The sequence below is a fragment of the Stenotrophomonas sp. Y-13 genome (assembly GCF_046267925.1).
GTDB lineage: Bacteria > Pseudomonadota > Gammaproteobacteria > Xanthomonadales > Xanthomonadaceae > Stenotrophomonas > Stenotrophomonas acidaminiphila_A.
In genome coordinates, this window is the sequence record NZ_CP176501.1 from 1,846,852 (window position 1) to 1,869,985 (window position 23,134).

The 23,134-nt window shown below is 69.6% G+C and carries 24 protein-coding genes; 20 read left to right on the forward strand and 4 right to left on the reverse strand.

Annotated features, from left to right (window positions below; all coding sequences use genetic code 11):
• Positions 1-3: 3 nt before the first annotated feature.
• The 4 genes from ACJ7VY_RS08420 to flgA all read right to left on the reverse strand — a co-directional run bounded on the left by ACJ7VY_RS08420 (position 4) and on the right by flgA (position 2,652).
• Complete coding sequence (locus ACJ7VY_RS08420) at positions 4-1,155, reverse strand: ATP-binding protein (protein WP_104940192.1); 1,152 nt, start codon at positions 1,153-1,155, stop codon at positions 4-6.
• 149 nt (positions 1,156-1,304) lie between these two features.
• Positions 1,305-1,637 (reverse strand): flagellar protein FlgN, encoded by a 333-nt coding sequence (locus tag ACJ7VY_RS08425; protein ID WP_199776821.1) that lies wholly within the window; start codon positions 1,635-1,637, stop codon positions 1,305-1,307.
• A gap of 2 nt (positions 1,638-1,639) precedes the next feature.
• Positions 1,640-1,942, reverse strand: coding sequence for a flagellar biosynthesis anti-sigma factor FlgM (gene flgM, locus ACJ7VY_RS08430; protein WP_161614429.1), 303 nt, complete (start codon positions 1,940-1,942; stop codon positions 1,640-1,642).
• Between the two features lie 65 nt (positions 1,943-2,007).
• Positions 2,008-2,652, reverse strand: coding sequence for a flagellar basal body P-ring formation chaperone FlgA (gene flgA, locus ACJ7VY_RS08435; RefSeq protein WP_313249482.1), 645 nt, complete (start codon positions 2,650-2,652; stop codon positions 2,008-2,010).
• A gap of 154 nt (positions 2,653-2,806) precedes the next feature.
• Here flgA and ACJ7VY_RS08440 point away from each other — a divergent pair, with 154 nt between their 5' ends.
• The 20 genes from ACJ7VY_RS08440 to rpoN all read left to right on the forward strand — a co-directional run bounded on the left by ACJ7VY_RS08440 (position 2,807) and on the right by rpoN (position 23,126).
• Positions 2,807-3,751: a chemotaxis protein gene (locus ACJ7VY_RS08440; protein ID WP_240212779.1), complete on the forward strand. Its 945-nt coding sequence runs from the start codon at positions 2,807-2,809 to the stop codon at positions 3,749-3,751.
• A 228-nt stretch (positions 3,752-3,979) separates the two neighbouring features.
• Entirely contained in the window at positions 3,980-4,378 is a 399-nt protein-coding gene (flgB, locus tag ACJ7VY_RS08445) for a flagellar basal body rod protein FlgB (RefSeq protein ID WP_161614430.1), read from the forward strand.
• Between the two features lie 10 nt (positions 4,379-4,388).
• Positions 4,389-4,796, forward strand: a complete 408-nt coding sequence (gene flgC, locus ACJ7VY_RS08450) for a flagellar basal body rod protein FlgC (RefSeq protein ID WP_104938827.1) — start codon at positions 4,389-4,391, stop codon at positions 4,794-4,796.
• Between the two features lie 23 nt (positions 4,797-4,819).
• On the forward strand, positions 4,820-5,494 hold the full coding sequence (locus tag ACJ7VY_RS08455; RefSeq protein ID WP_104938828.1) for a flagellar hook capping FlgD N-terminal domain-containing protein: 675 nt from the start codon (positions 4,820-4,822) through the stop codon (positions 5,492-5,494).
• 34 nt (positions 5,495-5,528) lie between these two features.
• A complete protein-coding gene (gene flgE, locus ACJ7VY_RS08460) occupies positions 5,529-6,806 on the forward strand; it encodes a flagellar hook protein FlgE (protein ID WP_161614432.1) in 1,278 nt (425 codons plus the stop codon).
• Positions 6,807-6,942: 136 nt separating this feature from the next.
• Positions 6,943-7,692, forward strand: a complete 750-nt coding sequence (locus ACJ7VY_RS08465) for a flagellar basal body rod protein FlgF (RefSeq protein WP_104938830.1) — start codon at positions 6,943-6,945, stop codon at positions 7,690-7,692.
• Positions 7,693-7,792: 100 nt separating this feature from the next.
• On the forward strand, positions 7,793-8,578 hold the full coding sequence (gene flgG / locus ACJ7VY_RS08470) for a flagellar basal-body rod protein FlgG (protein WP_104938831.1): 786 nt from the start codon (positions 7,793-7,795) through the stop codon (positions 8,576-8,578).
• A gap of 23 nt (positions 8,579-8,601) precedes the next feature.
• Positions 8,602-9,294 (forward strand): flagellar basal body L-ring protein FlgH, encoded by a 693-nt coding sequence (gene flgH / locus ACJ7VY_RS08475; RefSeq protein ID WP_313249480.1) that lies wholly within the window; start codon positions 8,602-8,604, stop codon positions 9,292-9,294.
• Positions 9,295-9,305: 11 nt separating this feature from the next.
• Positions 9,306-10,520 carry a flagellar basal body P-ring protein FlgI gene (locus ACJ7VY_RS08480; RefSeq protein WP_313249478.1) on the forward strand — a complete coding sequence of 405 codons (1,215 nt, stop codon included), beginning with the start codon at positions 9,306-9,308 and terminating at the stop codon, positions 10,518-10,520.
• A 2-nt stretch (positions 10,521-10,522) separates the two neighbouring features.
• Positions 10,523-11,722, forward strand: coding sequence for a flagellar assembly peptidoglycan hydrolase FlgJ (gene flgJ / locus ACJ7VY_RS08485; RefSeq protein WP_409475421.1), 1,200 nt, complete (start codon positions 10,523-10,525; stop codon positions 11,720-11,722).
• A gap of 11 nt (positions 11,723-11,733) precedes the next feature.
• Positions 11,734-13,617 carry a flagellar hook-associated protein FlgK gene (gene flgK / locus ACJ7VY_RS08490; protein WP_293758227.1) on the forward strand — a complete coding sequence of 628 codons (1,884 nt, stop codon included), beginning with the start codon at positions 11,734-11,736 and terminating at the stop codon, positions 13,615-13,617.
• Positions 13,617-14,819, forward strand: a complete 1,203-nt coding sequence (gene flgL, locus ACJ7VY_RS08495) for a flagellar hook-associated protein FlgL (protein ID WP_161614438.1) — start codon at positions 13,617-13,619, stop codon at positions 14,817-14,819. Before flgK ends, flgL begins: the two co-directional genes overlap by 1 nt.
• Positions 14,820-14,881: 62 nt before the next feature.
• Positions 14,882-16,120, forward strand: a complete 1,239-nt coding sequence (locus ACJ7VY_RS08500; protein ID WP_104938836.1) for a flagellin — start codon at positions 14,882-14,884, stop codon at positions 16,118-16,120.
• 335 nt (positions 16,121-16,455) lie between these two features.
• Positions 16,456-17,703, forward strand: a complete 1,248-nt coding sequence (locus tag ACJ7VY_RS08505; protein WP_409475422.1) for a flagellin — start codon at positions 16,456-16,458, stop codon at positions 17,701-17,703.
• Between the two features lie 239 nt (positions 17,704-17,942).
• Positions 17,943-19,304, forward strand: coding sequence for a flagellar filament capping protein FliD (fliD, locus tag ACJ7VY_RS08510; RefSeq protein WP_240212786.1), 1,362 nt, complete (start codon positions 17,943-17,945; stop codon positions 19,302-19,304).
• Positions 19,305-19,413: 109 nt separating this feature from the next.
• Complete coding sequence (fliS, locus tag ACJ7VY_RS08515; protein WP_409475423.1) at positions 19,414-19,833, forward strand: flagellar export chaperone FliS; 420 nt, start codon at positions 19,414-19,416, stop codon at positions 19,831-19,833.
• Between the two features lie 5 nt (positions 19,834-19,838).
• Entirely contained in the window at positions 19,839-20,147 is a 309-nt protein-coding gene (locus tag ACJ7VY_RS08520) for a hypothetical protein (protein ID WP_104938840.1), read from the forward strand.
• On the forward strand, positions 20,144-20,728 hold the full coding sequence (locus ACJ7VY_RS08525) for a PilZ domain-containing protein (RefSeq protein ID WP_409475424.1): 585 nt from the start codon (positions 20,144-20,146) through the stop codon (positions 20,726-20,728). The genes ACJ7VY_RS08520 and ACJ7VY_RS08525 overlap by 4 nt, the downstream gene beginning before the upstream one ends.
• An 85-nt stretch (positions 20,729-20,813) precedes the next feature.
• Positions 20,814-21,446 (forward strand): response regulator transcription factor, encoded by a 633-nt coding sequence (locus ACJ7VY_RS08530; protein WP_104940194.1) that lies wholly within the window; start codon positions 20,814-20,816, stop codon positions 21,444-21,446.
• Between the two features lie 267 nt (positions 21,447-21,713).
• Entirely contained in the window at positions 21,714-23,126 is a 1,413-nt protein-coding gene (gene rpoN, locus ACJ7VY_RS08535) for an RNA polymerase factor sigma-54 (protein ID WP_409475425.1), read from the forward strand.
• Positions 23,127-23,134 lie beyond the last annotated feature (8 nt).

Sequence of the window (23,134 nt, forward strand, 5' to 3'; positions counted from 1 at the left end):
CGCTCAGCCCTTCGGCTGGCGGATCGGCAGCACGATGCGGAAGCGCGAGCCCTCGCCCACCGTGCTGTCCAGGTCGATGCGGCCGTGGTGCTTGTTGACGATGCCGTAGGAGATCGACAGCCCCAGCCCGGTACCGCTGCCCACCGGCTTGGTGGTGAAGAACGGGTCGAAGATGCGCTGGCGCAGTTCCGGGGAAATGCCCGAGCCGTTGTCCTGGAACTCGATCCAGACCTCGTCGCCGTCCACTCCGGTGCTGACCACGATATGGCCGCGGTCGGCGATCGCATGGCCGGCGTTGAGCAGCATGTTCATGTACACCTGGTTCAACTCCGAGGGCAGGCACTCGACCATCGGCAGCTCGCCGTAGCGACGCTCCAGGGTGACCTTGTACTTGAGCTCGTTCCAGATGATGTTGATGGTCGATTCCAGCCCCGCGTGCAGGTCGGCCAGCTTCCACGACTCGTCGCGCCCGGAGTACGAGAAATCCTTCAGGTCGCGCACGATGCGCGTCACCCGCTCGATGCCCTCGCGCGACTCGGCCATCAGCTGCGGCAGGTCGCGGCTGATGAAGTCGATGTCCAGGCGGTCGCGGATATCGTCGATCTCCGGGATCAATGCCTTCGGATCCGGCGCGCGCAGGGCGCGCTCGTAGGCCTCGATCACGGTGAACAGGCTGCGCAGGTATTCCTGCAGGCTGCCCAGGTTGGAATGCACGTAACCGATCGGGTTGTTGATCTCGTGGGCCACGCCGGCCGCCAGCTGGCCGATCGAGGCCATCTTTTCCGACTGCAGCAGCTTCTCCTGGGCGCCGTTGAGCCGCAGGTAGGCCTGGCGCAGCTCGGCATGGCGGCGCTGCAGCTCGTGCTCGTAATCCTCCTGCCCGTCGATGTGGCGGAACAGCGCCAGGCAGGCGTGTTCGCCCGCGTGCTCATGGTGGTAGAGGTGGACGATCACCGCGCGCGCGCCCAGCGGCAGGCTGCCGCTCCAGCAACCGGTTTCGCGCGCCTGGCCCAGCGCCGCCGCGGGCAACAGGTCGGCCAGGCGCCGCGCGAGCCCGGCCACCTCGCCAGGCGCCACGCCGAACAGCTCGCGCACGACCGCGTTGGCCAGGGCAACCTCGCCCCGGTCGTTGAACAGCAGCATGCCGTCGCCCATACGGTCGCTCAGCGCACGCAGCACGACGGGAGACGGAAAGGTCGCGAACGGGGGAGAGGCGGTATCGGCCACGGGGCTGCGGGTCGGTGGAACGGTCGCCCACTATAACCGCGGATGCGCAGGCGCCAAGCGCCCGGCGGGGGCTGCGCTCAGGCGACGGCGAGCGGCTTGCGGGTGTGCAGCAGGTGCGCCTGGCCCTTGGCGTCGTAGGCCGACGAAGCCTCGCTGCGGCCCAACTGGCGCAGCGCCCAGCTGACCTCGCGGCGGCGGCGGGCCAGCAGCACGCCGTTGGCGCGGTTGCGCTCGGCCAGTTCGCGCAGGCGTTCGGCGTGTTCCAGCGGCGGGCGCGCCTCGAGGATGCGCAGCGCTTCCAGTTTCAGGCTCGTGGCCGCCACCAGCGCCTGCACGTCGTGCTCGACCAGCGCCTGGCGCTCGCCATCGAGCGCGTCGCTCAACTGCTGCAGGGGATCGGCCACGCCCAGCTTCATGCCTGCAGCTGTCCGTCCAGCTCCAGCATGCGCTGGGCAATGGCGTCCGGGTTGATCCGGTAGCTGCCGTTCTCCAGCGCTTCGCGGACGGCCTGCACGCGTGCGCTGTCGATCGCCGGGGCGGCGGACAGCTCCCGCTGCATGGCCTGCAGGCTGGTGGCCTCGCCGGTCAGGCGCACGCTGTCGGCGGCCTCGACCGGACGTGCCTCGCCGCTGCCGGCGGGGGTAGCCTTGGCGGGCGTGGCGACCGGGCGCAACGGGGCGCTTGCCGTGATCCCGCCGTCGATTTTCTGGCTCATGTGATGGAAGTCCTGATTCGGTACACAAGGGTTAACGGCAACGGCGCACTGATCTTTAGTGGAATCTAACGGGAAACCAGCACGTCGCCGCTGGCCGTGGCCACGCCCTGCACCACCCGCCGCGAGGACAGGTTCTCGACCGGCACCCGGTCGGCCTCGCCGGCATCGGCGAGCGCCTTGCCGGCCACCCGCACTTCGACCCCGCCGCGCCGCGACACCAGCGCGACACTGTCGCCGCGGCGGATGATCCGCGGGGCGACCAGGTCGTTGGCCGACAGCAGGGTGCCGGCGCCCATTGCCCGCCGCGCCACCCGGCCGATGGCCGCCTGCGGGTCGGACAATACCGCACCAGCGATGCGCGCGGTGTCACGGCGCACACTGCCGATATCGGCGGCGGACAGCACTTCTCCAGCGGCGATGCCACGGGCCAGGACCAGCACGTCCTGCTCGCGCCGCACCGTCACCGGCACGAACAGCTTCCAGCCGCCGGCCTCGGGACATGCCACTTCCACGGTCCGGTTGCCGGTGGCCCGGGCCTGCAGGGGCGCCGGGCACGCCGGCAGGCGCAGGCCGGCATCGACACTGGCCTCGGCCTCGGTGGCCGGGTCCAGGGTGGACAGCGCGGCCGCGCGGATCGAGGCCACCGACTGGAAATCGGCGGCCTGGACCGGAAGGGCCAGCAGCAGGCATAACAGGGCCGTCAGGCGCATGGGCGAACTCCGCCACGGAAACAATGGCCATTGCCCTGCAAGCGGCGTGCCGGAACGGCCGCGGGCGGCGTCCGGAGACGACGCACGGCGCGCGGTGCGGCCATCGCCCGCGCCGGCCCTCAAGTCCCGCCCCCGCCCTGCCGATACCGGCTGCATGTCACATGACCTGCTCAACCGCATCGACCAGCGCACCCGGCTGGCCGGCCACAACCGACTGGCCCTGCTGCTGTTCCGCCTCGGCGGCCGTCAGCTTTTTGGCGTCAACGTCTTCAAGGTGCAGGAAGTGCTGCGGCGCCCGCCCCTGTTCCAGGTGCCCGGCCTGCCCGCCCAGTTCTCCGGGGTGGCCGACGTGCGCGGCCGCTCGGTACCGGTGCTGGACCTGGGGCTGGCGATCGGCCACCCGGAGCGCGAGCCCAACGCCGACACCTCGCCCGGCTACCTGGTGGTCACCGAGTTCAACCGCTCGGTGCAGGGATTCCTGGTCAGCGGCGTGGAACGGATCGTCAACATCGCGGTGGAGGACATCCAGCCGCCGCCGGAACTGGGCGCCGAGGCCAGCTACCTGACCGCGGTCACCCGCTTCCAGGGCGAGCTGATCCAGGTGATCGACGTGGAGAGCGTACTGGCCGACATCGCCCAGATCAGCAAGGATGCGGTGCTGGACCCGTCGATGGTCCTGCCGCCCGGCGCGCCGCCGATGCAGGTGCTGGTGGTGGACGACTCGCGCGTGGCCCGCCAGCAGATCCGCAGCGTGCTCGACCAGCTCGGGGTCACCGCCACCCTGCTGTCGGACGGCAAGCAGGCGCTGGACCACCTGCTGCAGATCCACGCGGCCGGGGAGAACCCGGCCGAGCGCTATGCCATGGTCATCTCCGACATCGAGATGCCGGCGATGGATGGCTACACCCTGACGACGGAAATCCGCCGCCACCCGGGGCTGGCCGGGTTGTTCGTGCTGCTGCACACCTCGCTGTCGGGCGTGTTCAACAACGCCATGGTCGAGCGCGTGGGCGCCAACGCCTTCGTGCCCAAGTACAGCGCCCACGAACTGGCCGATTTCGTGCTGCAGCGCCTGCGCCAGGTGGCCGAAGCGGCCTGACCCCGGGGCGCGTGGAGGCGGGCGCCTTGCGCTGAAGCAAGGGGGCCGCCCCGCCGGGGAGGCGGCCCGCCCCGCCGGCGCCCCGATCCCGATGCGGCAAGCCCGCCACCGGGGGACCGGCGCCCCCCCCCCCCCGTGCTCCCGGGTTCCCCGCGTCTCCCCTGCGTTCCCCGCGTTCTGGCACACCGCTTGCAGCCTTCCGGGCATCGTTCCCCCGGGAGGCGCGCCATGCCCAACCTGATTTCCAATTACCTGGGCATCCACGCCCAGGCCATGCCGTTGCGCGAACAGCGCATGAAGCTGATCGCCGGCAACCTGGCCAATGCCGACACCCCGGGCTACAAGGCCCGTGACCTGGATTTCGACGCGGCCCTGCGCAACGCCAGTGGCGCCGACGGCAACGGCCTGCTGGCCACCACGGCCGAACAGCATTACCGCATCGGCGGCGACGGCCTGAACCCGTTCCAGGTACTGCGCCCCGGCGTGCAGCCGAGCCTGGACGGCAACACCGTCGATCCGGATGCCGAACGCGCCGCGTATGGCCGCGCCGCGCTGGAGTACCGCGCCTCGCTGAGCTTCGTCGAGTCGAAGGTACGCACCCTGACCACGGCCATCACCGGCCAGTAAGGGGAGCGCCATGAGCAACCTGCCCATCTTCGACATCGCCGGCTCGGCGCTGCAGGCGCAGTCGGTGCGCATGAGCACCATCGCCTCCAACCTGTCCAACGCCGACTCCGTGGCGGGCTCGGCCGAGGCCGCCTACAAGCCGCTGGAGCCGATCTTCCAGGCGGTCACCAGCCGCGAGGATCCGCGCCTGACCCGGGTGGAGGTCAAGCAGGTCACGCAGAGCGAGGCGCCGCCGATCAAGCGCTACGAACCCCACCATCCGCTGGCCGACGGCGACGGCTATGTCTACTCGCCGGACATCGACCCGGTGGCGCAGATGGTCAATCTCATTTCCACCTCGCGCAATTACCAGGCCGGCGTGGAAATGCTCAACACGGCCAAGGAACTGACCCTGGCCACCCTGACCATGGGCCGCTGAGCCGGCCGCCACAGGATCCCGCCATGAGCAGCATCAACACCAACACCGACCTGTTCGGCGCGCTCGGGCTCAACGCCCCGGCCGCGAAGAGCACCAAGAAGAAGGACGCGCTGGACCAGGCCGATTTCCTGCGGCTGATGACCACCCAGCTGCAGCACCAGGATCCGCTCAAGCCGATGGACAACAGCCAGATGGTCGCGCAGATGGCGCAGCTGTCCACGGTGCAGGGCATCAGCGAATTGAACAAGAGCGTCACCGGCTTCCAGGAATCGATGGCCGGCGACCAGATCCTGCGCGGCGCGGCCATGGTCGGCCACGACGTGCTGGTGCCGTCGACCAAGTTCATGCTCGGCGACGAGGGGGCGACCGGCGGCACTTTGGCCGCACCGGGCGCGGGCACCATCGTCGTCGACATCACCGACGCCAACGGCAACAAGGTCGACCAGATCAGCGTCGCGGCCGACGCCTCCGGCGAAGTGCCGTTCCAGTGGGACGGCACCGACGCCAATGGCAAGCGCATGCCGGCCGGCGCCTACACCATCGCCGCCACCTACACCGACGCCAGCGGCAAGCAGACCAAGCTCAGCACCTACGTCGAGGCCGAGGTGGAGAGCGTGACGGTCGGTTCGGACGGCCTCTACCTGAACCTCAAGGGGCTGGGCGCGGCCCCGCTCGACTACGTGCTCCGCGTCAGCTGAGCCCCCTCTTCCACGCATTCCCAGGAGTATCGCCATGGGCTTCAATGCCTCCCTGTCCGGCATCAGCACCGCCAACGCCGACCTGAGCGTCACCGCCAACAACATCGCCAACGTCAACACCGTCGGCTTCAAGGAATCGCGCGCCGAATTCGCCAACGTCCTGACCGCCACCGGCTATGGCCTGCAGAACAACGCCATGGGCTCGGGCGCGCGCCTGACCAACGTGGCCCAGCAGTTCTCACAGGGCAACATCGACCAGACCGGCCGCAGCCTGGACCTGGCGATCGCCGGCGAAGGCTTCTTCACCCTGAACATGAACGGCTCGCGGGTGTATTCGCGCGCCGGCAACTTCCAGGCCGACAAGAACGGCTACGTGGTCAACCCGCAGGGCGCGCGGCTGCAGGTCTACGCGCCGAGCGCCGACGGCACCCGCTTCGACGGCGCCCTGACCGACCTGCGCCTGCTGTCCGGCGACAGCGCGCCGCGCCCGACCAGCCAGCTGCAGCTGGCCTTCACCCTGCCGGCCAACGCCAAGGAACCGACGATCACGCCGTTCGATCCGGCGGTGAGCAACAGCTACAGCCACTCCAGCGGCGGCATCACCGTGTTCGATTCGCTGGGCGTCAGCCACATCCAGACCTCGTACTTCGTCAAGACCGCCAATCCCAATGAGTGGGCGGTGTACAACTTCGTCGACGGCGTGCCGGTCAACAACGGCAGCGTCCCCGGTGATCCCACCGCCACCCCGCCGGTACCGGCGGTCATCGGCACCCCGACCCTGCTGCAGTTCTCCGACAGCGGCGCACTGACCGCGCCGGCCGACGGCAAGATCACCCTGGGCACCTTCACCCCGAGCACCGGCGCCGGCCAGCTGGCGATGAGCCTGGACGTGTCCGGCTCCACCCAGTACGGCGAGAAGTTCAACCAGCACAACACCGGCCAGGACGGCTATGCCTCGGGCAAGCTCAACGAGATCAACATCTCGGAAAAGGGCGTGGTGTATGCGCGCTACTCCAACGGCGTGGACGTCGCACTGGGCCAGGTCGCGCTGAGCAACTTCAACAACCCGCAGGGACTGCTGGGCGAAGGCAACAACCTGTGGTCGGAAACCTATGCTTCGGGCACGCCGCGCACCGGTGCGCCGGACAGCTCCGACCTGGGGCAGATCCAGGCCGGTTCGCTGGAGGCCTCCACCGTCGACCTGACCCAGCAGCTGGTGAACATGATCACCGCGCAGCGCAACTTCCAGGCCAACGCGCAGATGCTCTCGACCCAGGACCAGATCACCCAGACCGTGATCAACATCCGCTGAGGCAGCACGCCGGGCAAACCGGAGCGGGCAATGACACGGCGCGCACTGCTCGCGCCGTTCCCCGCGCCTGGCCCCTCGCCCTGCATCGCCGGCATTCCGTCGTTCCCTTCTTCCCGCTTCCCGGTCCCCCTTGCCCATGGACAAAGCCCTCTACGTCGCCATGACCGGCGCCCGCGCCTCGCTGCAGGCGCAGGCCACCGTTTCCCACAACCTGGCCAATTCCGACACGCCCGGTTTCAAGGAAGCCCTGGCCAACACCGAGGCGTTCCCGGTCCAGGGCCAGGGCTACGCTTCGCGGATCGACGCGCTGCACGTCGATGCCGGCTTCAACCGCCGCACCGGCGCACAGCAGATCACCGGCAACGCGCTGGACCTGTCGCTGCAGCCGGGCAACTGGCTGGCGGTGCAGTCGCGCGACGGCAGCGAGGCCTATACCCGCGCCGGTGCGTTGACGCTCACCCCCAACGGCCAGCTGGTCACCGCCGACGGCAATGCGGTGCTCGACGAGAACGGCAACCCGGTGGCGGTGCCGCCGCACCAGGCCATGGAGATCGGCCACGACGGCACCCTGTCGATCATCCCGCTGGGCGAAGGCCCGCAGACCATGGCCATGGTCGGGCGGCTGCGCGTGGTGCAGGCGCCCGACGCGCAACTGCAGCGCGGCCTCGACGGGCTGATGCGCAACAGCAACCCGCAGCAGCCGTTCGCCCAGGTCCAGGGCAAGGCGCTGGACAGCGGCATGCTCGAGTCCAGCAACGTCGACGCGGCCGGCGCGCTGGTGCAGATGATCCAGCTGCAGCGCCAGTTCGAGATGCAGGTCAAGGTCATCAAGCACGGCGACGAGAACGCGCGCAGCGCCAACACGCTGCTGCGCCTGAACGGCTGACGCCGCCGCGCCGGCCGATTGGCGCGCGGGTCTGGCACAGGCCATGCATTACATCCTGCAACGGCCCTGAGGGCCGGCACCCGTCGCAGAGGAACCGCTCATGAATCAGGCACTGTGGGTCGCCAAGACCGGCCTGGATGCGCAGCAGACGCGCATGTCTGTTGTCTCCAACAACCTCGCCAACACCAACACCACCGGCTTCAAGCAGGACCGCGCCAGCTTCGAGGACCTGCTGTACCAGCAGGTGCGCCAGCCCGGCGGCTCGTCCTCGGCGCAGACGCAGTTGCCGACCGGCCTGCAGCTGGGCACCGGCGTGCGCGTGGTGGCCACGTCCAAGAATTTCCAGCAGGGTGGCCAGCAGCAGACCGGCCGCGCCCTGGACGTGATGGTCAACGGCCGCGGCTTCTTCGAAGTGATGCTGCCCGACGGCAGCTCGGCCTACACCCGCGACGGCAGCTTCCAGATGAGCCCGCAGGGCGAGCTGGTGACCAACAGCGGCTACCCGGTGCAGCCGGGCATCCAGATCCCGGAAGGGGCGCAGTCGCTGACCATCGGTGCCGATGGCACGGTCAGCGTGAAGATGGCCGGTGACGCGGCTTCGGTCGAGATCGGCTCGCTGACCCTGACCGACTTCATCAACCCCGCCGGCCTGCAGGCCAAGGGCGAGAACCTGTACCTGGAAACCACGGCATCGGGCCCCGCGCAGAACGGTACCCCGGGCCTCAATGGCCTGGGCGGCATCGTCCAGGGCGCGCTGGAAGGCAGCAACGTCAACGTGGTCGAGGAGCTGGTGGCGATGATCGAGACCCAGCGCGCCTACGAGATGAACGCCAAGGCCATCTCCACCACCGATTCGATGCTCGGCTACCTCAACAACAACGTCTGATCGTGCCGCTTACGGAACCCGCCATGGCCTGCCTGTCCAACGTCCTCCGTCTTTCCTGCGCCGCGGCCAGCCTGGTGCTGCTGGGCGGCTGCGTGGTCGCCGGCGACATCCGCCCCTACCCGGCCATGGCGCCGGTGGTGCCGGTGGTCGCGCCCGCGGCCGAGGCCACGGCCGGCGCGATCTACGCCGCCGGTCCGGGCCTGAACCTGTACGGCGACCGCCGCGCCCGCGACGTCGGCGACCTGCTGACCATCACCCTGGTCGAGAGCACCTCGGCCACCACCAGCGCCAACACCGCCATCGGCAAGAAGTCGAGCATGGACATCGGCTCGCCGAGCCTGTTCGGCGCTCCGGTCACCCTGGGCGGCAAGGACGTGCTCGCCGCCAGCGCCAGCGGCGAGCGCGACTTCACCGGCAAGGGCAGCAGCGCGCAGAGCAACCGCCTGCAGGGCAGCGTGACCGTGACCGTGATCCAGCGCCTGCCCAACGGCAACCTGGTGGTACAGGGGCAGAAGAACCTGCGCCTGAACCAGGGCGACGAGCTGGTGCAGATCCAGGGCATCGTGCGCGCGGCCGACATCGCCACCGACAACACCATCCCGTCCAGCAAGGTCGCCGACGCGCGCATCGCCTATGGCGGCCGCGGCGCGGTGGCCCAGTCAAACGCGATGGGCTGGCTGGGCCGGTTCTTCAACTCGCGCCTGGCGCCGTACTGAGGAGAAGAACGATGACCGGTACTTACTCCACGGCGGCCAGCGGCCACGGGCCAGCGGCCAGGGAAAGGCGCTGGCGCCTGCCTTATTTCCTGCGCGCGCGCGCCGCCGCGCTTCCGCGTCCGCGGGCCACCGGCCTGTGGGCGCTGGCGGTGCTGGCGTTCGCGTTCGCGCTGCCGGCGCACGCCGAACGCATCAAGGACCTGGCCCAGGTCGGCGGCGTGCGCGGCAACGCGCTGGTCGGCTATGGCCTGGTGGTCGGTCTGGACGGCAGCGGCGACCGTACCAGCCAGGCGCCGTTCACCGTGCAGAGCCTGAAGAACATGCTCGGCGAACTGGGCGTCAATGTCCCGCCGAACGTCAACCCGCAGCTCAAGAACGTCGCCGCGGTGGCGATCCACGCCGAGCTGCCGCCGTTCGCCAAGCCCGGGCAGACCATCGACATCACCGTGTCCTCCATCGGCAACGCGGTCTCGCTGCGCGGCGGCTCGCTGCTGATGGCGCCGCTCAAGGGCGCCGACGGCCAGGTCTACGCCATCGCCCAGGGCAACCTGGTGGTCGGTGGCTTCGGCGTGCAGGGCAAGGACGGTTCGCGGGTATCGGTGAACGTGCCCAGCGTCGGCCGCATCCCCGGCGGCGCGACCGTCGAACGCGCCCTGCCCGACGTGTTCGGCGCCAGCGGCGAGATCACCCTGAACCTGCATCAGAATGATTTCACCACGGTCGCGCGCATGGTCGCGGCACTCAACAACGCGTTCGGCGAAGGTGCCGCGCGCGCGGTCGACGGGGTCACGGTCGCGGTGCAGGCGCCGAGCGACCAGGGCGCGCGCATCGGCCTGCTGGCGCGCATCGAGAACATCGAACTGTCGCCGGGCGCCGCGCCGGCGCGGGTGGTGGTCAACTCGCGCACCGGCACGGTGGTGATCGGCGCGCAGGTCCGGGTCAGCCCGGCGGCGATCGCGCACGGCTCGTTGACGGTGACCGTCAGCGAGGCCACCCAGGTCAGCCAGCCCAATGCCTTCGGCGGCGGCCAGACCGTGGCCGCGCCGCAGTCCACCATCAGCGCCAGCAACGAAGGCAGCCGCATGTTCCGCTTCGAGGGCGGCACCACGCTGGACGAGATCGTGCGCGCGGTGAACGAGGTCGGTGCCGCGCCCGGCGACCTGATCGCGATCCTGGAAGCCCTCAAGCAGGCCGGTGCGCTCAGCGCCGAGCTGGAGGTGATCTGAGCATGCGCATCGCCGCCCCGTCACTGGAACTCAACCCGGTCGCCGGCAACGACCCGGCGAAGATCGACAAGGTCGCGCGCCAGCTCGAAGGCCAGTTCGCGCAGATGCTGATCAAGAGCATGCGCGCGGCCAGCTTCGGCGATTCGCTGTTCCCCGGCGAAAGCCAGATGTTCCGCGAGATGTACGACCAGCGCATTGCCGAGGCCATGACCCAGGGCCGCGGCCTGGGCCTGTCGGCGATGATCGCGCGCCAGCTCGGCGGCGCCGGCCAGGCGAGCCCACCGCTGGACACCGCGCTGGTCCCGGCGGCGAAGGCCGCGCAGGCCTACCGTGAAGCCCTGCCTGGCGCAGCGGCCGGGGGGGGGCGGCCGGCCGGCGCGGTGGAAAGCCCGCTGCCGGGCATGCCCGGCGGCCACGACGCCTTGAGCGGCAATGTGCCGGCCATGCCGGAAGAACAGATGCTGGACCTGATCGCCGGCCGCGACAGCGGCAGCCTGCACGCGTCCATCGGCGGCCGCGGCGCAGCACCGGACGCGGCGCCGGCAGCCACCGACTGGGCCCTGGCCAACGACCGCTGGAGCGGCGTCGGCCCGGCCGCCCCGCGTACCGATGGCGTGGACATGGCCACCGCCAACGCCGCCGCCGACCAGCTCGGCAAGCACACCCCGGAAGGCTTCGTCGCCAGCATCTGGCCGCATGCCGAGAAGGCCGCGCGCGAACTCGGCGTCGATCCGCGTGCGCTGGTCGCGCAGGCCGCGCTGGAGACCGGCTGGGGCCGCCGCCACATCAAGCGCGACAACGGCGGCAGCAGCCACAACCTGTTCGGCATCAAGGCCAGCGGCTGGAAGGGCGAAAGCGCCAGCGCCGCCACCCATGAGTACGTCGACGGCCAGCGCCAGAGCCAGACCGCGCGCTTCCGCGCCTACGGCTCGCCGGCCGAGAGCTTCGGCGACTACGTACGCATGCTCAAGAACAGCCCGCGCTACCAGGCCGCGCTCAAGGCCGGCAGCGACGTGCGCGGTTTTGCACAGGGCTTGCAACGTGCCGGGTATGCCACCGATCCGGGCTACGCCGCCAAGATCGCCGCCATCGCCGCCGGCCCGACCATCGACCGCGCGGTGGCCGCCATCGGCCAGGCCGGCGCCCGCCTCGGCCAGTCCTTCGCCCACGCCGCCGGCCTGTCCGGCCTCACCCGCCGTTGAGATAGAACCCGATGTCCAGTGTCCTCTCCACCGGTAGCAGCGCCCTCATCGCCTTCCAGCGGGCGCTGGCCACCGTCAGCCACAACGTGGCCAACATCAAGACCGACGGCTACAGCCGGCAGAAGGTCGACTTCGCCACGCGCAATCCCACCGACGTGGGCTATGGCGATGTCGGCAACGGCACCCGCATCACCGACATCCGCCGCGTGGCCGACCAGCTGGCGATCTCGCGCCTGCTCGACAGCAGCGGCGAACTGGCCCGGCTGAAGCAGCTTTCCGGGCTGGCCGACCGGGTGGATGCGCTGTTCTCGGACAGCGCGACCAACCTCAACGGCATCTGGTCCAACTTCTTCGACTCGGTCAGCGGGCTGTCGGCCAACGCCGCCGGCACCGCCGACCGCCGCAGCATGCTCGACAACGCCAACGACCTGGTCAACCGCTTCAAGCAGTTGAACGGCAACCTGGACACCCTTGGCAACGAGGTCAACAACGGCCTGATCGCCGGCACCGGCGAGATCAACCGCCTGGCCCGGGAAATCGCGCAGATCAACAGCGCGATCGGCGCCGACATTACCGGCGTCGCACCGGACCTGCTCGATCGCCGCGACCAGCTGATCACCCAGCTGGTGGGCTATACCGGTGGCACCGCCGTGATCCAGGACGGCGGCATCATGAACGTGTACTCGGCCGGCGGCCATGCGCTGGTGGTCGGCGGCACCGCCTCGCAGGTCACCACCGTGGCCGACCCGTACCAGCCCGAGCGCCTGCAGCTGGCACTGAAGACCCAGGGCCAGACCATCGTCCTGGACGGCAAGGCGCTGGGCGGCAGCATCGGCGGCCTGCTGGAGTTCCGCGACACCGTGCTGACCCCGGCACAGGCCGAACTCGGGCGCATCGCCGTCGGCCTGGCGCAGGCGTTCAACGAAAGCCACCGCGAAGGCATGGACCTGTATGGCGACATGGGCGTGGACTTCTTCAGCCTCGCCCCGCCCAAGGTCGCCGCGCACAGCGGCAACAGCAGCGCGAGCACCGCCACCGTCAGCGCCAGCTACGGCGACGTCGCCGCGCTCGACGGGCAGAACCTGCAGCTGCGCTTCAACGGCAGCGCCTGGGTGGCCACGCGCACCGACACCGGCGCGCAGGTGCCGATGAGCGGCAGCGGCAGCGCCGCCGATCCGTTCGTGGTCAACGGCATCGAACTGGTGGTCGGCGGTACCCCGGCGCTCAACGACCGCTTCCTGGTGCAGCCCACCGCGGCCGCCCCCGGCGGGCTGGCGGTGGCGATCACCGACCCGTCGCGCATCGCCGCGGCCAACCCGGTGCGGGCCAAGGCCGATCTGGGCAACGTCGGTACCGGCGTGGCCGGCAAGCTCGACATCACCGACGCCGCCAACGGCGCCCTGCTCGACCCGGTCAGCATCGACTTCATCGATGCCAACAACTACACCATCAATGGCGGCCCGCCGCTGCCGTACACGCCCGGCCAGACCATCGCCGCCAATGGCTGGAGCCTGGTACTCGACGGCAAGCCGGCCGCGGGCGACACCTTCACCGTGTCGCGCACCCCGGCCGGCTCCAGCGACAATGGCAACGCCGCGCGCATGGCCGCGGTCGAGGACGCCAAAGCCTTCAACGGCGGCACCGTCACCCTCAACGGCGCGCTGGGCGGGCTGACCACGCAGATCGGCGCGGCCGCGCGCGCGGCCGACTACTCGCTGCAGGCGCAGCAGGTGATCAACGAGAACGCGCAGGCCACCCGCGATTCGATCTCCGGGGTGAACCTGGACGAGGAAGCGGCGGACATGCTCCGCCTGCAGCAGGCCTACCAGGCCGCCTCGCAGCTGATCTCCACGGCCGACACCATGTTCCAGTCGATCCTGCGGGCGGTGGGCTGATGAACAACCGCATCTCCAGCAGCATGATGTACGACCAGTCGGTGTACCTGATGCTCGCCAAGCAGAGCAAGCTCAACCACCTGGAGCGCCAGCTGGCCACCGGACAGAAGCTGGTCTCGGCCAAGGACGATCCGGTCGCCTCCGGCACCGCCGTGGGCATGGACCGGATCCTGGCCGAACTGGACCAGCTGGGCGCCAACGCGGCGAACGTGCAGAACCGGCTGGGCCTGCAGGAAAACGCGCTGGCGCAGGCCGGTGAGCTGCTGCAGCGCGTGTCCGACCTCACCATCCAGGCCAACAACGCGGCGCTGTCGGCCGAGGACCGCAAGAGCGTTTCGGCCGAGCTGCGCTCGATCCGCGAATCGCTGCTGTCGCTGGCCAACAGCACCGATGGCAACGGCCGCTTCCTGTTCGGCGGCACCGCCGATGGCGTGGCGCCGTTCGCGGCCAACAACGGCACGATCCTCTACAACGGCGACCAGACCCAGCGCCAGGTCGAGGTCGCGCCCGGCAGCTTCGTGCAGGACGCCCTGCCCGGCAGCGAGATCTTCATGCGCATCCGCACCGGCGACGGCACCGTCGACGGCAGTGCCGCGGCCGGCAACACCGGCCAGGCAGTGCTGACCGGCGCCAGCCGCGACGGCAGCGCGGCGTGGAGCGGCGACAGCTACACGGTGCGCTTCACCGGCCCCGGCGCCTACGACATCCTCGACAGTGGCGGTGCCACGGTCGGCAGCGGCACCTATGCCGAGGGCGACGACCTCGTCTTCCAGGGCCTGCGCGTGCGCATGAGCGGCGTGCCGGCGGCCGGCGACGAGTTCACGGTCGGCCAGGCCGGCAACCGCGATGTGTTCTCCACCATCGACCGCCTGTCCCAGGCGCTGCAGATGGACACCTCCACCCTCGCCGGCCGCACCGCGCAGCAGAACCTGCTGCAGTCCAGCCTGCGCGACGTGGCCCGCGCCGCGGAGAAGATGATCGATTCGCGCGCATCCGGCGGCGCGCAGCTCAGCGCCATCGACAACGCCGCCTCGCTGCGCGAGGCCAACGCCATCACCCTGAAGGATTCGCTTTCGCAGCTGCGTGACCTCGATTACGCCGAGGCCATCGGCCAGTACAAGCTCGAAGGCGCCGCCCTGCAGGCCGCACAGACCGTGTTCACGCAAATGCAGTCCATGTCGCTGTTCAACATGATCCGCTGATCCAGACAAACGCAAACCGCCTTCCCATATCACGCAAGACCCGAGCACAACGGAGAAGTCCCATGGCACAAGTCATCAACACCAACATCATGTCGCTGAACGCCCAGCGCAACCTGAACACCAGCGGCAGCAGCCTGGCGACCAGCATCCAGCGCCTGTCCTCGGGCCTGCGCATCAACAGCGCCAAGGACGACGCCGCGGGCCTGGCGATTTCCGAGCGCTTCACCACCCAGATCCGCGGCCTGGACGTGGCCACCCGCAACGCCAACGACGGCATCTCGCTGGCGCAGACCGCCGAAGGCGCGATGGTCGAGATCAGCAGCAACCTGCAGCGCATCCGCGAACTGGCGGTGCAGTCGGCCAACGCCACCAACTCCGGCAGCGACCGTGACGCGCTCAACGCCGAAGTGCAGCAGCTGCTGAGCGAGATCGACCGCGTCGCCAACCAGACCAGCTTCAACGGCACCAAGCTGCTGGACGGCAGCTTCACCGGCGCGCTGTTCCAGGTCGGCGCCGACGCCGGCCAGACCATCGCGGTCAACAGCATCGTCGATGCCAACATCGACCAGCTGGGCCGCGCCGGCTTCGCCGACACCGTCAGCGGCGCCGGCGTCGGCGGCACCGCGGCGACCGCCTCGGGCGCGATCAAGGGCATCGCCGTGTCGATCCGCGCCGCCGGCGCGCCGGCCGGCGCCGCCGGCCTCACCACCATCACCCTGGACGACGTCAAGATCGAAGTGGGCGACGACGCGGCGGCCGTGCAGAAGAAGATCGCCCAGGCGTTCAACAACAAGCTGGACCAGACCGGCCTGTACGCCGAGGTCAGCGGCGGCAACATCAAGCTGACCTCGCTCAAGGCCGGCCAGGACTTCGAGGGCGTGAGCAACGGCACCCTCAGCGGCGGCACCGGCATCACCCTGTCGCTGGCCGCCGACCTGCCGGCGTCGCTGGCCGCGGCCGGCACCGCGGCGGCCGGCGGCGGCATCAACCACCTGGAGAACCTGGACATCTCCAATTTCGCCGGCGCCCAGCGCGCCCTGGAGATCGTGGACAAGTCGCTGACCGCGGTGAGCGGTTCGCGTGCGGAGATGGGCGCGATCCAGAACCGCTTCACTTCGACCATCGCCAACCTGTCGACCACCTCGGAAAACCTGTCGGCCTCGCGCAGCCGCATCCGCGACGCCGACTACGCCAAGGAAACGGCGGAAATGACCCGCACGCAGATCCTGCAGCAGGCCGGTACCGCGATGCTGGCGCAGGCCAACCAGGTCCCGCAGAACGTGCTCAACCTGCTCAAGTAAGCCGGCACCGAAAGCGGCAGGAACCAGAGCCCCGGCCTGCCCGGGGCTCTGTCGTTGCAGGGGCGCGCGCCCCTGGCGGGGCGGCCGGCCGCGGCGGCGATGTAAAAAACAACGGCGCTGGAACCCTGCGGTTCCAGCGCCGTTTCCATATGACGCCATGCATCCGGACGCATCGGCGGATCGTGCGATCCGTTTTTCCAGGCGGCCCTAAAGCTGCCCGGGATGCTGCCGTTATTGGTATCAGCAGCGGTACTGCGGCGCCCTACGCCACTCCACTGCACTCAGTACCGGTCAGGTTGAGCTGCCGGATCAAACGCCAAAAAGGAATCCGAATCATGGCACAAGTCATCAACACCAACATCATGTCGCTGAACGCCCAGCGCAACCTGAACACCAGCGCCACCAGCCTGGCGACCAGCATCCAGCGCCTGTCCTCGGGCATGCGCATCAACAGCGCCAAGGACGACGCCGCCGGCCTGGCGATCTCCGAGCGCTTCACCACCCAGATCCGCGGCCTGGACGTGGCCACCCGCAATGCCAACGACGGCATCTCGCTGGCGCAGACCGCCGAAGGCGCGATGGTCGAAATCGGCAACAACCTGCAGCGTATCCGCGAACTGGCCGTGCAGTCGGCCAACGCCACCAACTCCGGCACCGACCGCGACGCGCTGAACGCCGAAGTCAACCAGCTGCTGAAGGAAATCGACCGCGTCGCCAACCAGACCAGCTTCAACGGCACCAAGCTGCTGGACGGCAGCTTCACCGGCGCGCTGTTCCAGGTCGGCGCCGACGCCGGCCAGACCATCGGCATCAACAACATCGTTGATTCGCGCACCGCCAACCTGGGCAAGATGAACTTCGCCTCCGACACCACCGCCGTCAACGTGGTTGCCGCGACCGCTTCGGGCGTCGCCGCCGCCGCCGGCAAGATCTCGGGCGTGAGGATCAGCGTGCAGCAGGTCGGTGCCAGCGCGGCGCAGACGATCAACATCGACGACGTCAAGTTCAACGCCGGCGACAGCGTGAAGACCATCAACCAGAAGGTCGCCACCGCCATCAACGACAAGATGGACCAGACCGGCGTCTACGCCACCCTGGACAGCGCCGGCGCGGTCAAGCTGCAGGCGGTCAAGGGCAACCAGTACACCACCGGCTTCACCTTCGGCACCATCACCGACGCCGTCACCGGCCAGGCCACCGGCATCACCGCCGGCGCCACCGCCTTCACCGCGCAGACCGCCGCCGCGGTGACCGCCCCGGCCCAGGAAACCGTCGCCGGCAAGATGGACATCTCTTCCTTCGTCGGCGCCCAGCGCGCCCTGGAAGTGGTGGACAAGGCGCTGACCGCGGTCAACAGCTCGCGCGCCGACATGGGTGCGATCCAGAACCGCTTCAGCTCCACCATCGCCAACCTGGCCACCACCTCGGAAAACCTGTCCGCTTCGCGCAGCCGCATCCGCGACGCCGACTACGCCAAGGAAACGGCGGAAATGACCCGCACGCAGATCCTGCAGCAGGCCGGTACCGCGATGCTGAGCCAGGCCAACAGCTCGACCCAGAACGTGCTCAGCCTGCTGCGCTGATCCGTCGGGGTCAGCCCGACCAGGCCACGACCCGGAGCCCCCGCCAGCAATGGCGGGGGCTTCATCCATTTGCGGCCATGCAAAGCGGCCGCCGTCGCCGGCACCGGCGGCGCCGGAGATCCCGGCACGGGACTTGCACCCCAGGCGTGACCCGCGCGGTCCCGTGGCTAAAGAAGCCGGGGAACGTGCCGATATCCGGGATGCCTGCAAGGGCGTCCATTTGCGCACAAGGAATCCAGATGGCCTCGTCCTCCCTTTCCGTCGTCGGCTCCGGCCTGGACATCCCCACCCTCGTCTCGCAGCTGGTCGCCAACGAGCGCAAGCCGGCCGCCGACCGCATCAACACCCAGGGATCGACGGTCACCGCCAAACTTTCGGCGCTGGGCAGCATCAAGAGCTCGCTGAGCGGCCTGCAGTCATCGCTCGATGCGCTGGTCAAGGGCGCCAGCAACCAGGCCTACAAGACCTCGGTGCCGGAAGGCAGCGGCTTCGGCGCGACCGTGGTGACCGACGCCACCACCGGCAAGACCCTGGCGGTGGCCGGCACCTACAACGTGGAAGTACTGAGCCTGGCGCAGCCGCAGAAGCTCAGCTCCGGCGCGTTCGCCGCCGATGCGGCGGTCGGTGACGGCAGCCTGAAGATCGCCTGGGACGACAAATCCATCGACGTCGAGATCAAGCCGGGCAGCACCCTGGCCGAGATCGCCGCGGCGATCAACAAGACCGCCAACGGCAAGGGCGTCAACGCCACCGTCATCACCGCCAGCGACGGCCAGCACCTGGTGCTCAATGCCGTGGACGCCGGCACCAAGGGCGCCCTGACCGTCTCGGCCAGCGGCGGCAACGGTGGGCTTTCCGCCCTGACCTGGGACGGCACCGGCGGCGGCCTCACCCAGACCGTGGCCGCCAGCAACGCGCGGGTGCGGGTGGACGGTTTCGAGCGCGAATCCAGCAGCAACAGCATCAGCGACCTCATCCCGGGCATCACCCTCACCCTGAACAAGGCCGAGGAAGGCACCACCAAGACCCTGACGGTCAGCCAGGACAACGCGCCGCTGAAGATCAACCTGCAGGCCTTCGTCAGCGCCTACAACGCCTCGGTCAACCTGCTCAAGAACTCCAGCGCCTACGATGCCACCAACAAGCGCGCCTCCACCCTGACCGGCGACTCGCTGGTGCGCGGCCTGCAGCAGCAGCTGCGCGGCCAGCTCAGCGCCAACGTGGTGGACATGAAGGCGCTGGGGCTGACCATCAACACCGACGGCACCCTGGCGCTGAACAGCAGCACCTTCGACAAGACCCTGGCCGAGAACCCGAACGCGGCCGCGCGCCTGCTGGGCAAGGACGGCACCCTGTCCGACGGCCTGTCCAAGCTGCTCAAGAGCAACCTGGACACCGGCACCGGCACCCTGACCCTGCGTACCGACGCGCTCAACAAGCAGATCAAGAAGCTGGAAAAGGACCTGGACGACCTCGACGCGCGCATGGAGAAGGTGTCGGCACGCTATACCCGGCAGTTCACCGCCATGGACTCGCTGGTGGCGCAGATGCAGGGCACCAGCAACTACCTGGCGCAGCAGCTTGCCGCACTGCAGAAATAACCGTCCGACATTCAAGTAAACGGCCATGACGGCCGATACACGGATACCACCCCATCATTGCCGACGCTGCCCGGACCGCGCGCCGGACAGGTCCCAGGAGACTCTCACCATGTACGGTTCCAGCCGCAACTACGCCGAGCAGTACCGCAAGGTCGGCGTGTCCACCAAGGTTGTGGATGCCGATCCGCACAAGCTGGTGGCCCTGCTGTTCGAAGGGGCCGGCGAGCGCATCCGTCGCGCCGAGGCGTTCCTGGCCCAGGGCGACCAGGCGATGAAGGGCACGGCCATCGGCGAGGCCTGCGCCATCATCGGCCACCTCAATGGCTCGCTCGACCATGAGGCCGGCGGCGAAATCGCCGGCAACCTCTCCGCGCTGTACGACTACGTCATCCAGCGCCTGACCGAGGCCAACCTCAACAACGACGTGGCGGCGCTGCAGGAGTCGCTGTCGCTCATGGGCGAGATCGAATCGGCCTGGAACGCGATCCCGCCCGACCAGCGCCAACGCCCCGCCGTCACCGGAGCCTGAGGACCATGATGGACCCCGATCACACCCTGAAGGCCCTGCACGACGACCTGGAAGCGCTGCGCGTGGCGGTGGAACAGGAAGACCACGCCCAGGCCGAGCGCATCGCCAGCGGCCACGACCGCCGCCTGCGCGAGTTCGTGGAGGCCTGCGGCGCGCAGTCCGCGGCCAACGGCCTGCGCAACCTGCTGGCGCTGCAGCAGTCGCTGATGGCCGACATGCTGGTACGCCGCGACATCGCCGCGGCGCGGCTGCGCGCCGGGCGCCAGTCGGTGCGCGCCGCGCACGCTTACCAGCAGGCCGAATCGCTGGCATGAACACGCCCGGCGCCAGCATCGTGCACCACCCGGCGGAGGTCGAGCTGTTCGAGGACACGCTGACCTGCGATGTCTCGCTGCCGGCAGTGTTCGAGCCGGGCAGCGGCGCGATCCGCGCCGGCGCGGCGGAAATGCTGTTGCGCAGCGTGGCGCTGGTGGAAGACTCGCGCGGCGCCGACGACAGTGACGAGCGCGGCACCGACGGCAGCCAGCAGCTGGCACGGCTGGAGGCACGCATGGACCTTGCCCTGGTATTGCTGGGGCGCCTGCTGCGGCAGTCCACCCAGGCGCTGCCGCTGCGCCCGGTGCGCTGGTCGCGGCGGGGCCTGCGGCTCGAGCTGGGCCAGCGCAGCGGCGCGGTCCAGGGCAGCGCCGGCATCGTGCGCCTGCAGCCGGCCGACTGGCTGCCCGACCATATCGAACTGCCGGTGCAGGTGCTGGGCGAAGCCGCCTCGGGCAACGGCGGGCTCTACCTGTGGCTGCGCCTGCAGAGTACCGGCGAGGCGCTGGACACCGCGCTGGAACGCCACCTGTTCCGCCTGCACCGGCGCCAGATCGCCGACAGCCGGCGCCCGCGTTGAAGCGGCCGGTGCATGACCTTTGCCGCTTGGCGCGCGCGCGCGCGCTCGGCTAAGGTGCGGCCATTCCCAAGCGATGCCCGTGCCCGTGCGTGTCCTGATCGTCGATGACCATACGCTGGTGCGTGCCGGCCTGTGCCGCCTGCTGCAGACGTTCGGCGGGGTGCTGGTGGTCGGCGAAGCCAGCAACGCCGACCAGGCGCTGGAGCTGGCGGTGCTGCACCGCCCCGAAGTGGTGCTGATGGATCTTTCCCTGCCCGGCCGCAGCGGCCTGGAGGCATTGTCCGACATCCGCCGGCGGGTGCCGCAGGCGCGCGTGGTGATGATGTCCATGCACGACGACACCGCGCACGTGCGCGATGCGCTGGACCGCGGCGCGGTCGGGTTCGTGGTCAAGGATGCCGCCCCGCAGGAGCTGGAGATCGCGCTGCGCGCGGCGCATTCCGGGCAGGTGTTCCTGAGCCCGCAGATCTCCACCCGCATGCTGGCGCCGATGCTCGGGCGCGAACGCCCCACCGGCATCGCCGCGCTGTCGCCGCGCCAGCGGCAGATCCTGCGCCAGCTCGGCAACGGCCGCACCACCAAGGAAATCGCCGCCGAACTGGGCATCAGCGTGAAAACCGTCGAGACCCATCGCGCGCGCATGATGGAAGCGCTGGGCTGCCGCCGCGCCAACGACCTGCTGCTGCTGGCGGTGCGCCATCAGCAGGAGCTTGCCTGAGCCCTCGCCCGCGGACCGGCGGTGGCAGCGCGTCACAGATTCGGAAATCCGTCGCGTGGCGCGTCAGAATTCCGTAAGTCATTGATAATCCAATCTCCGCCCCCGCCACGGCGACGGATTAATGGCGAAATGTAGGAAAAACCCCTACACCCCCTCAGGGGACTCCCGGATGGCGCCGGGTTTTCTCCTATTCATTCCCTGACACCCCCTACGCAAGATGTGTTCCATCACGGTCGCTTCACGCAGCGGCCACGGGGACCAGACGCCATGAAAGCCACGCTCGCCACCCAGCTCGGGCAGCAACTCCACCTCACGCCCGCCCTGTTGCAGTCCATCCGCCTGCTGCAGCTCAACGGCCTGCAGCTGGAGCAGGAAATCCGCCAGGTGCTGGAGAACAACCCGCTGCTGGAGATCGAGGAAGAGGCGTCCGCCAGCGCCGCCGAAACCGCCGGCGCCGGCGACCCGCAGCTGGAGACCGCGGCGTTCGACGAGCTGCCGGAGAGTTCGATGTGGGACGTGCCCGGCGCCAGCTGGAACGACGCCGACGAGGACCGCACCGCGCGCCTGGCGATGGGCGAATCCAGCGACCCGCACCTGCGCATCCTGCAGGCGCTGTCGCTGGACCTGGACGAGGGCGACCTGGCGATCGCCGGGTTCTGGCTGGAGCATTGCGACGACGCCGGCTACCTGCAGGCGCCGCTGGCGCAGCTGACCCTGCTGGCCAGCGCCCGCTTCGACCGCGACGGCGCGCACGTCGAGCGCATCCGCCAGCGCCTGCTGCAGGGCGAGCCGGCCGGCATGGCCGCGCGCGACCTGCGCGAATGCCTGCAGGCGCAGCTGGCCGCCCTGCCCGGCACGGTGCCGGCCCGGCATCTGGCGGCGCGGCTGCTGGACGGCGACCTGAACCTGCTCGCCAGCCACGACTACGCCGCCATCGCCACCGGCCTGGGCGCCGAATACGCCGACGTGCTGGAGGCGTTCCGGCTGGTGCTGTCGCTGCAGCCCCGCCCCGGCGACACGCTGCAGCCGCAGGCCGACGACGCGGTCATCCCGGAAGTGGTGGCCTGGCGCGCCGATGGCCAGTGGCGGGTGGCGCTGAACCCGGCCACCACGCCGCGGGTGAGCCTCAACCCGGTCTACGAGCGCGCCCTGGGCGCCAGCGAAGGCAGCGCCGCCCAGCCGATGCGCGAACTGCTGCAGGAGGCGCGCTGGTTCACCCGCGGCCTGTCCATGCGCTACGACACCCTGCTGCGCACCGCGCGGGTCATCGTCGAGCGCCAGGCCGCGTTCCTGGCCGAGGGCGAGGAAGCCATGGCGCCGCTGACGCTGAAGGAAGTGGCCGACGCCATCGGCATGCACGAGTCCACCGTTTCGCGCATCACCTCGGGCAAGTTCATGCAGACCCCGCGCGGCACCTTCGAGCTGAAACACTTCTTCGCCGTGCGCCTGGACGGCGCCAGCATCTCCGGGCAGGCGGTCAAGGCAATGGTGCGACGGCTGATCGAATCCGAACCGCCGGCGCGCCCGCTGGCCGACGAGGCCATCGCCGAACTGCTGGCGCGGCAGGGGGTCAACATCGCCCGCCGCACCGTGGCCAAATACCGCGAACAGCTCGACATCGCCCCCGCGCGCGAGCGGAAGCGGCACAATGCGCGTCCGCTGCTGGCCCGCGCAGGCTGATCCGAGGA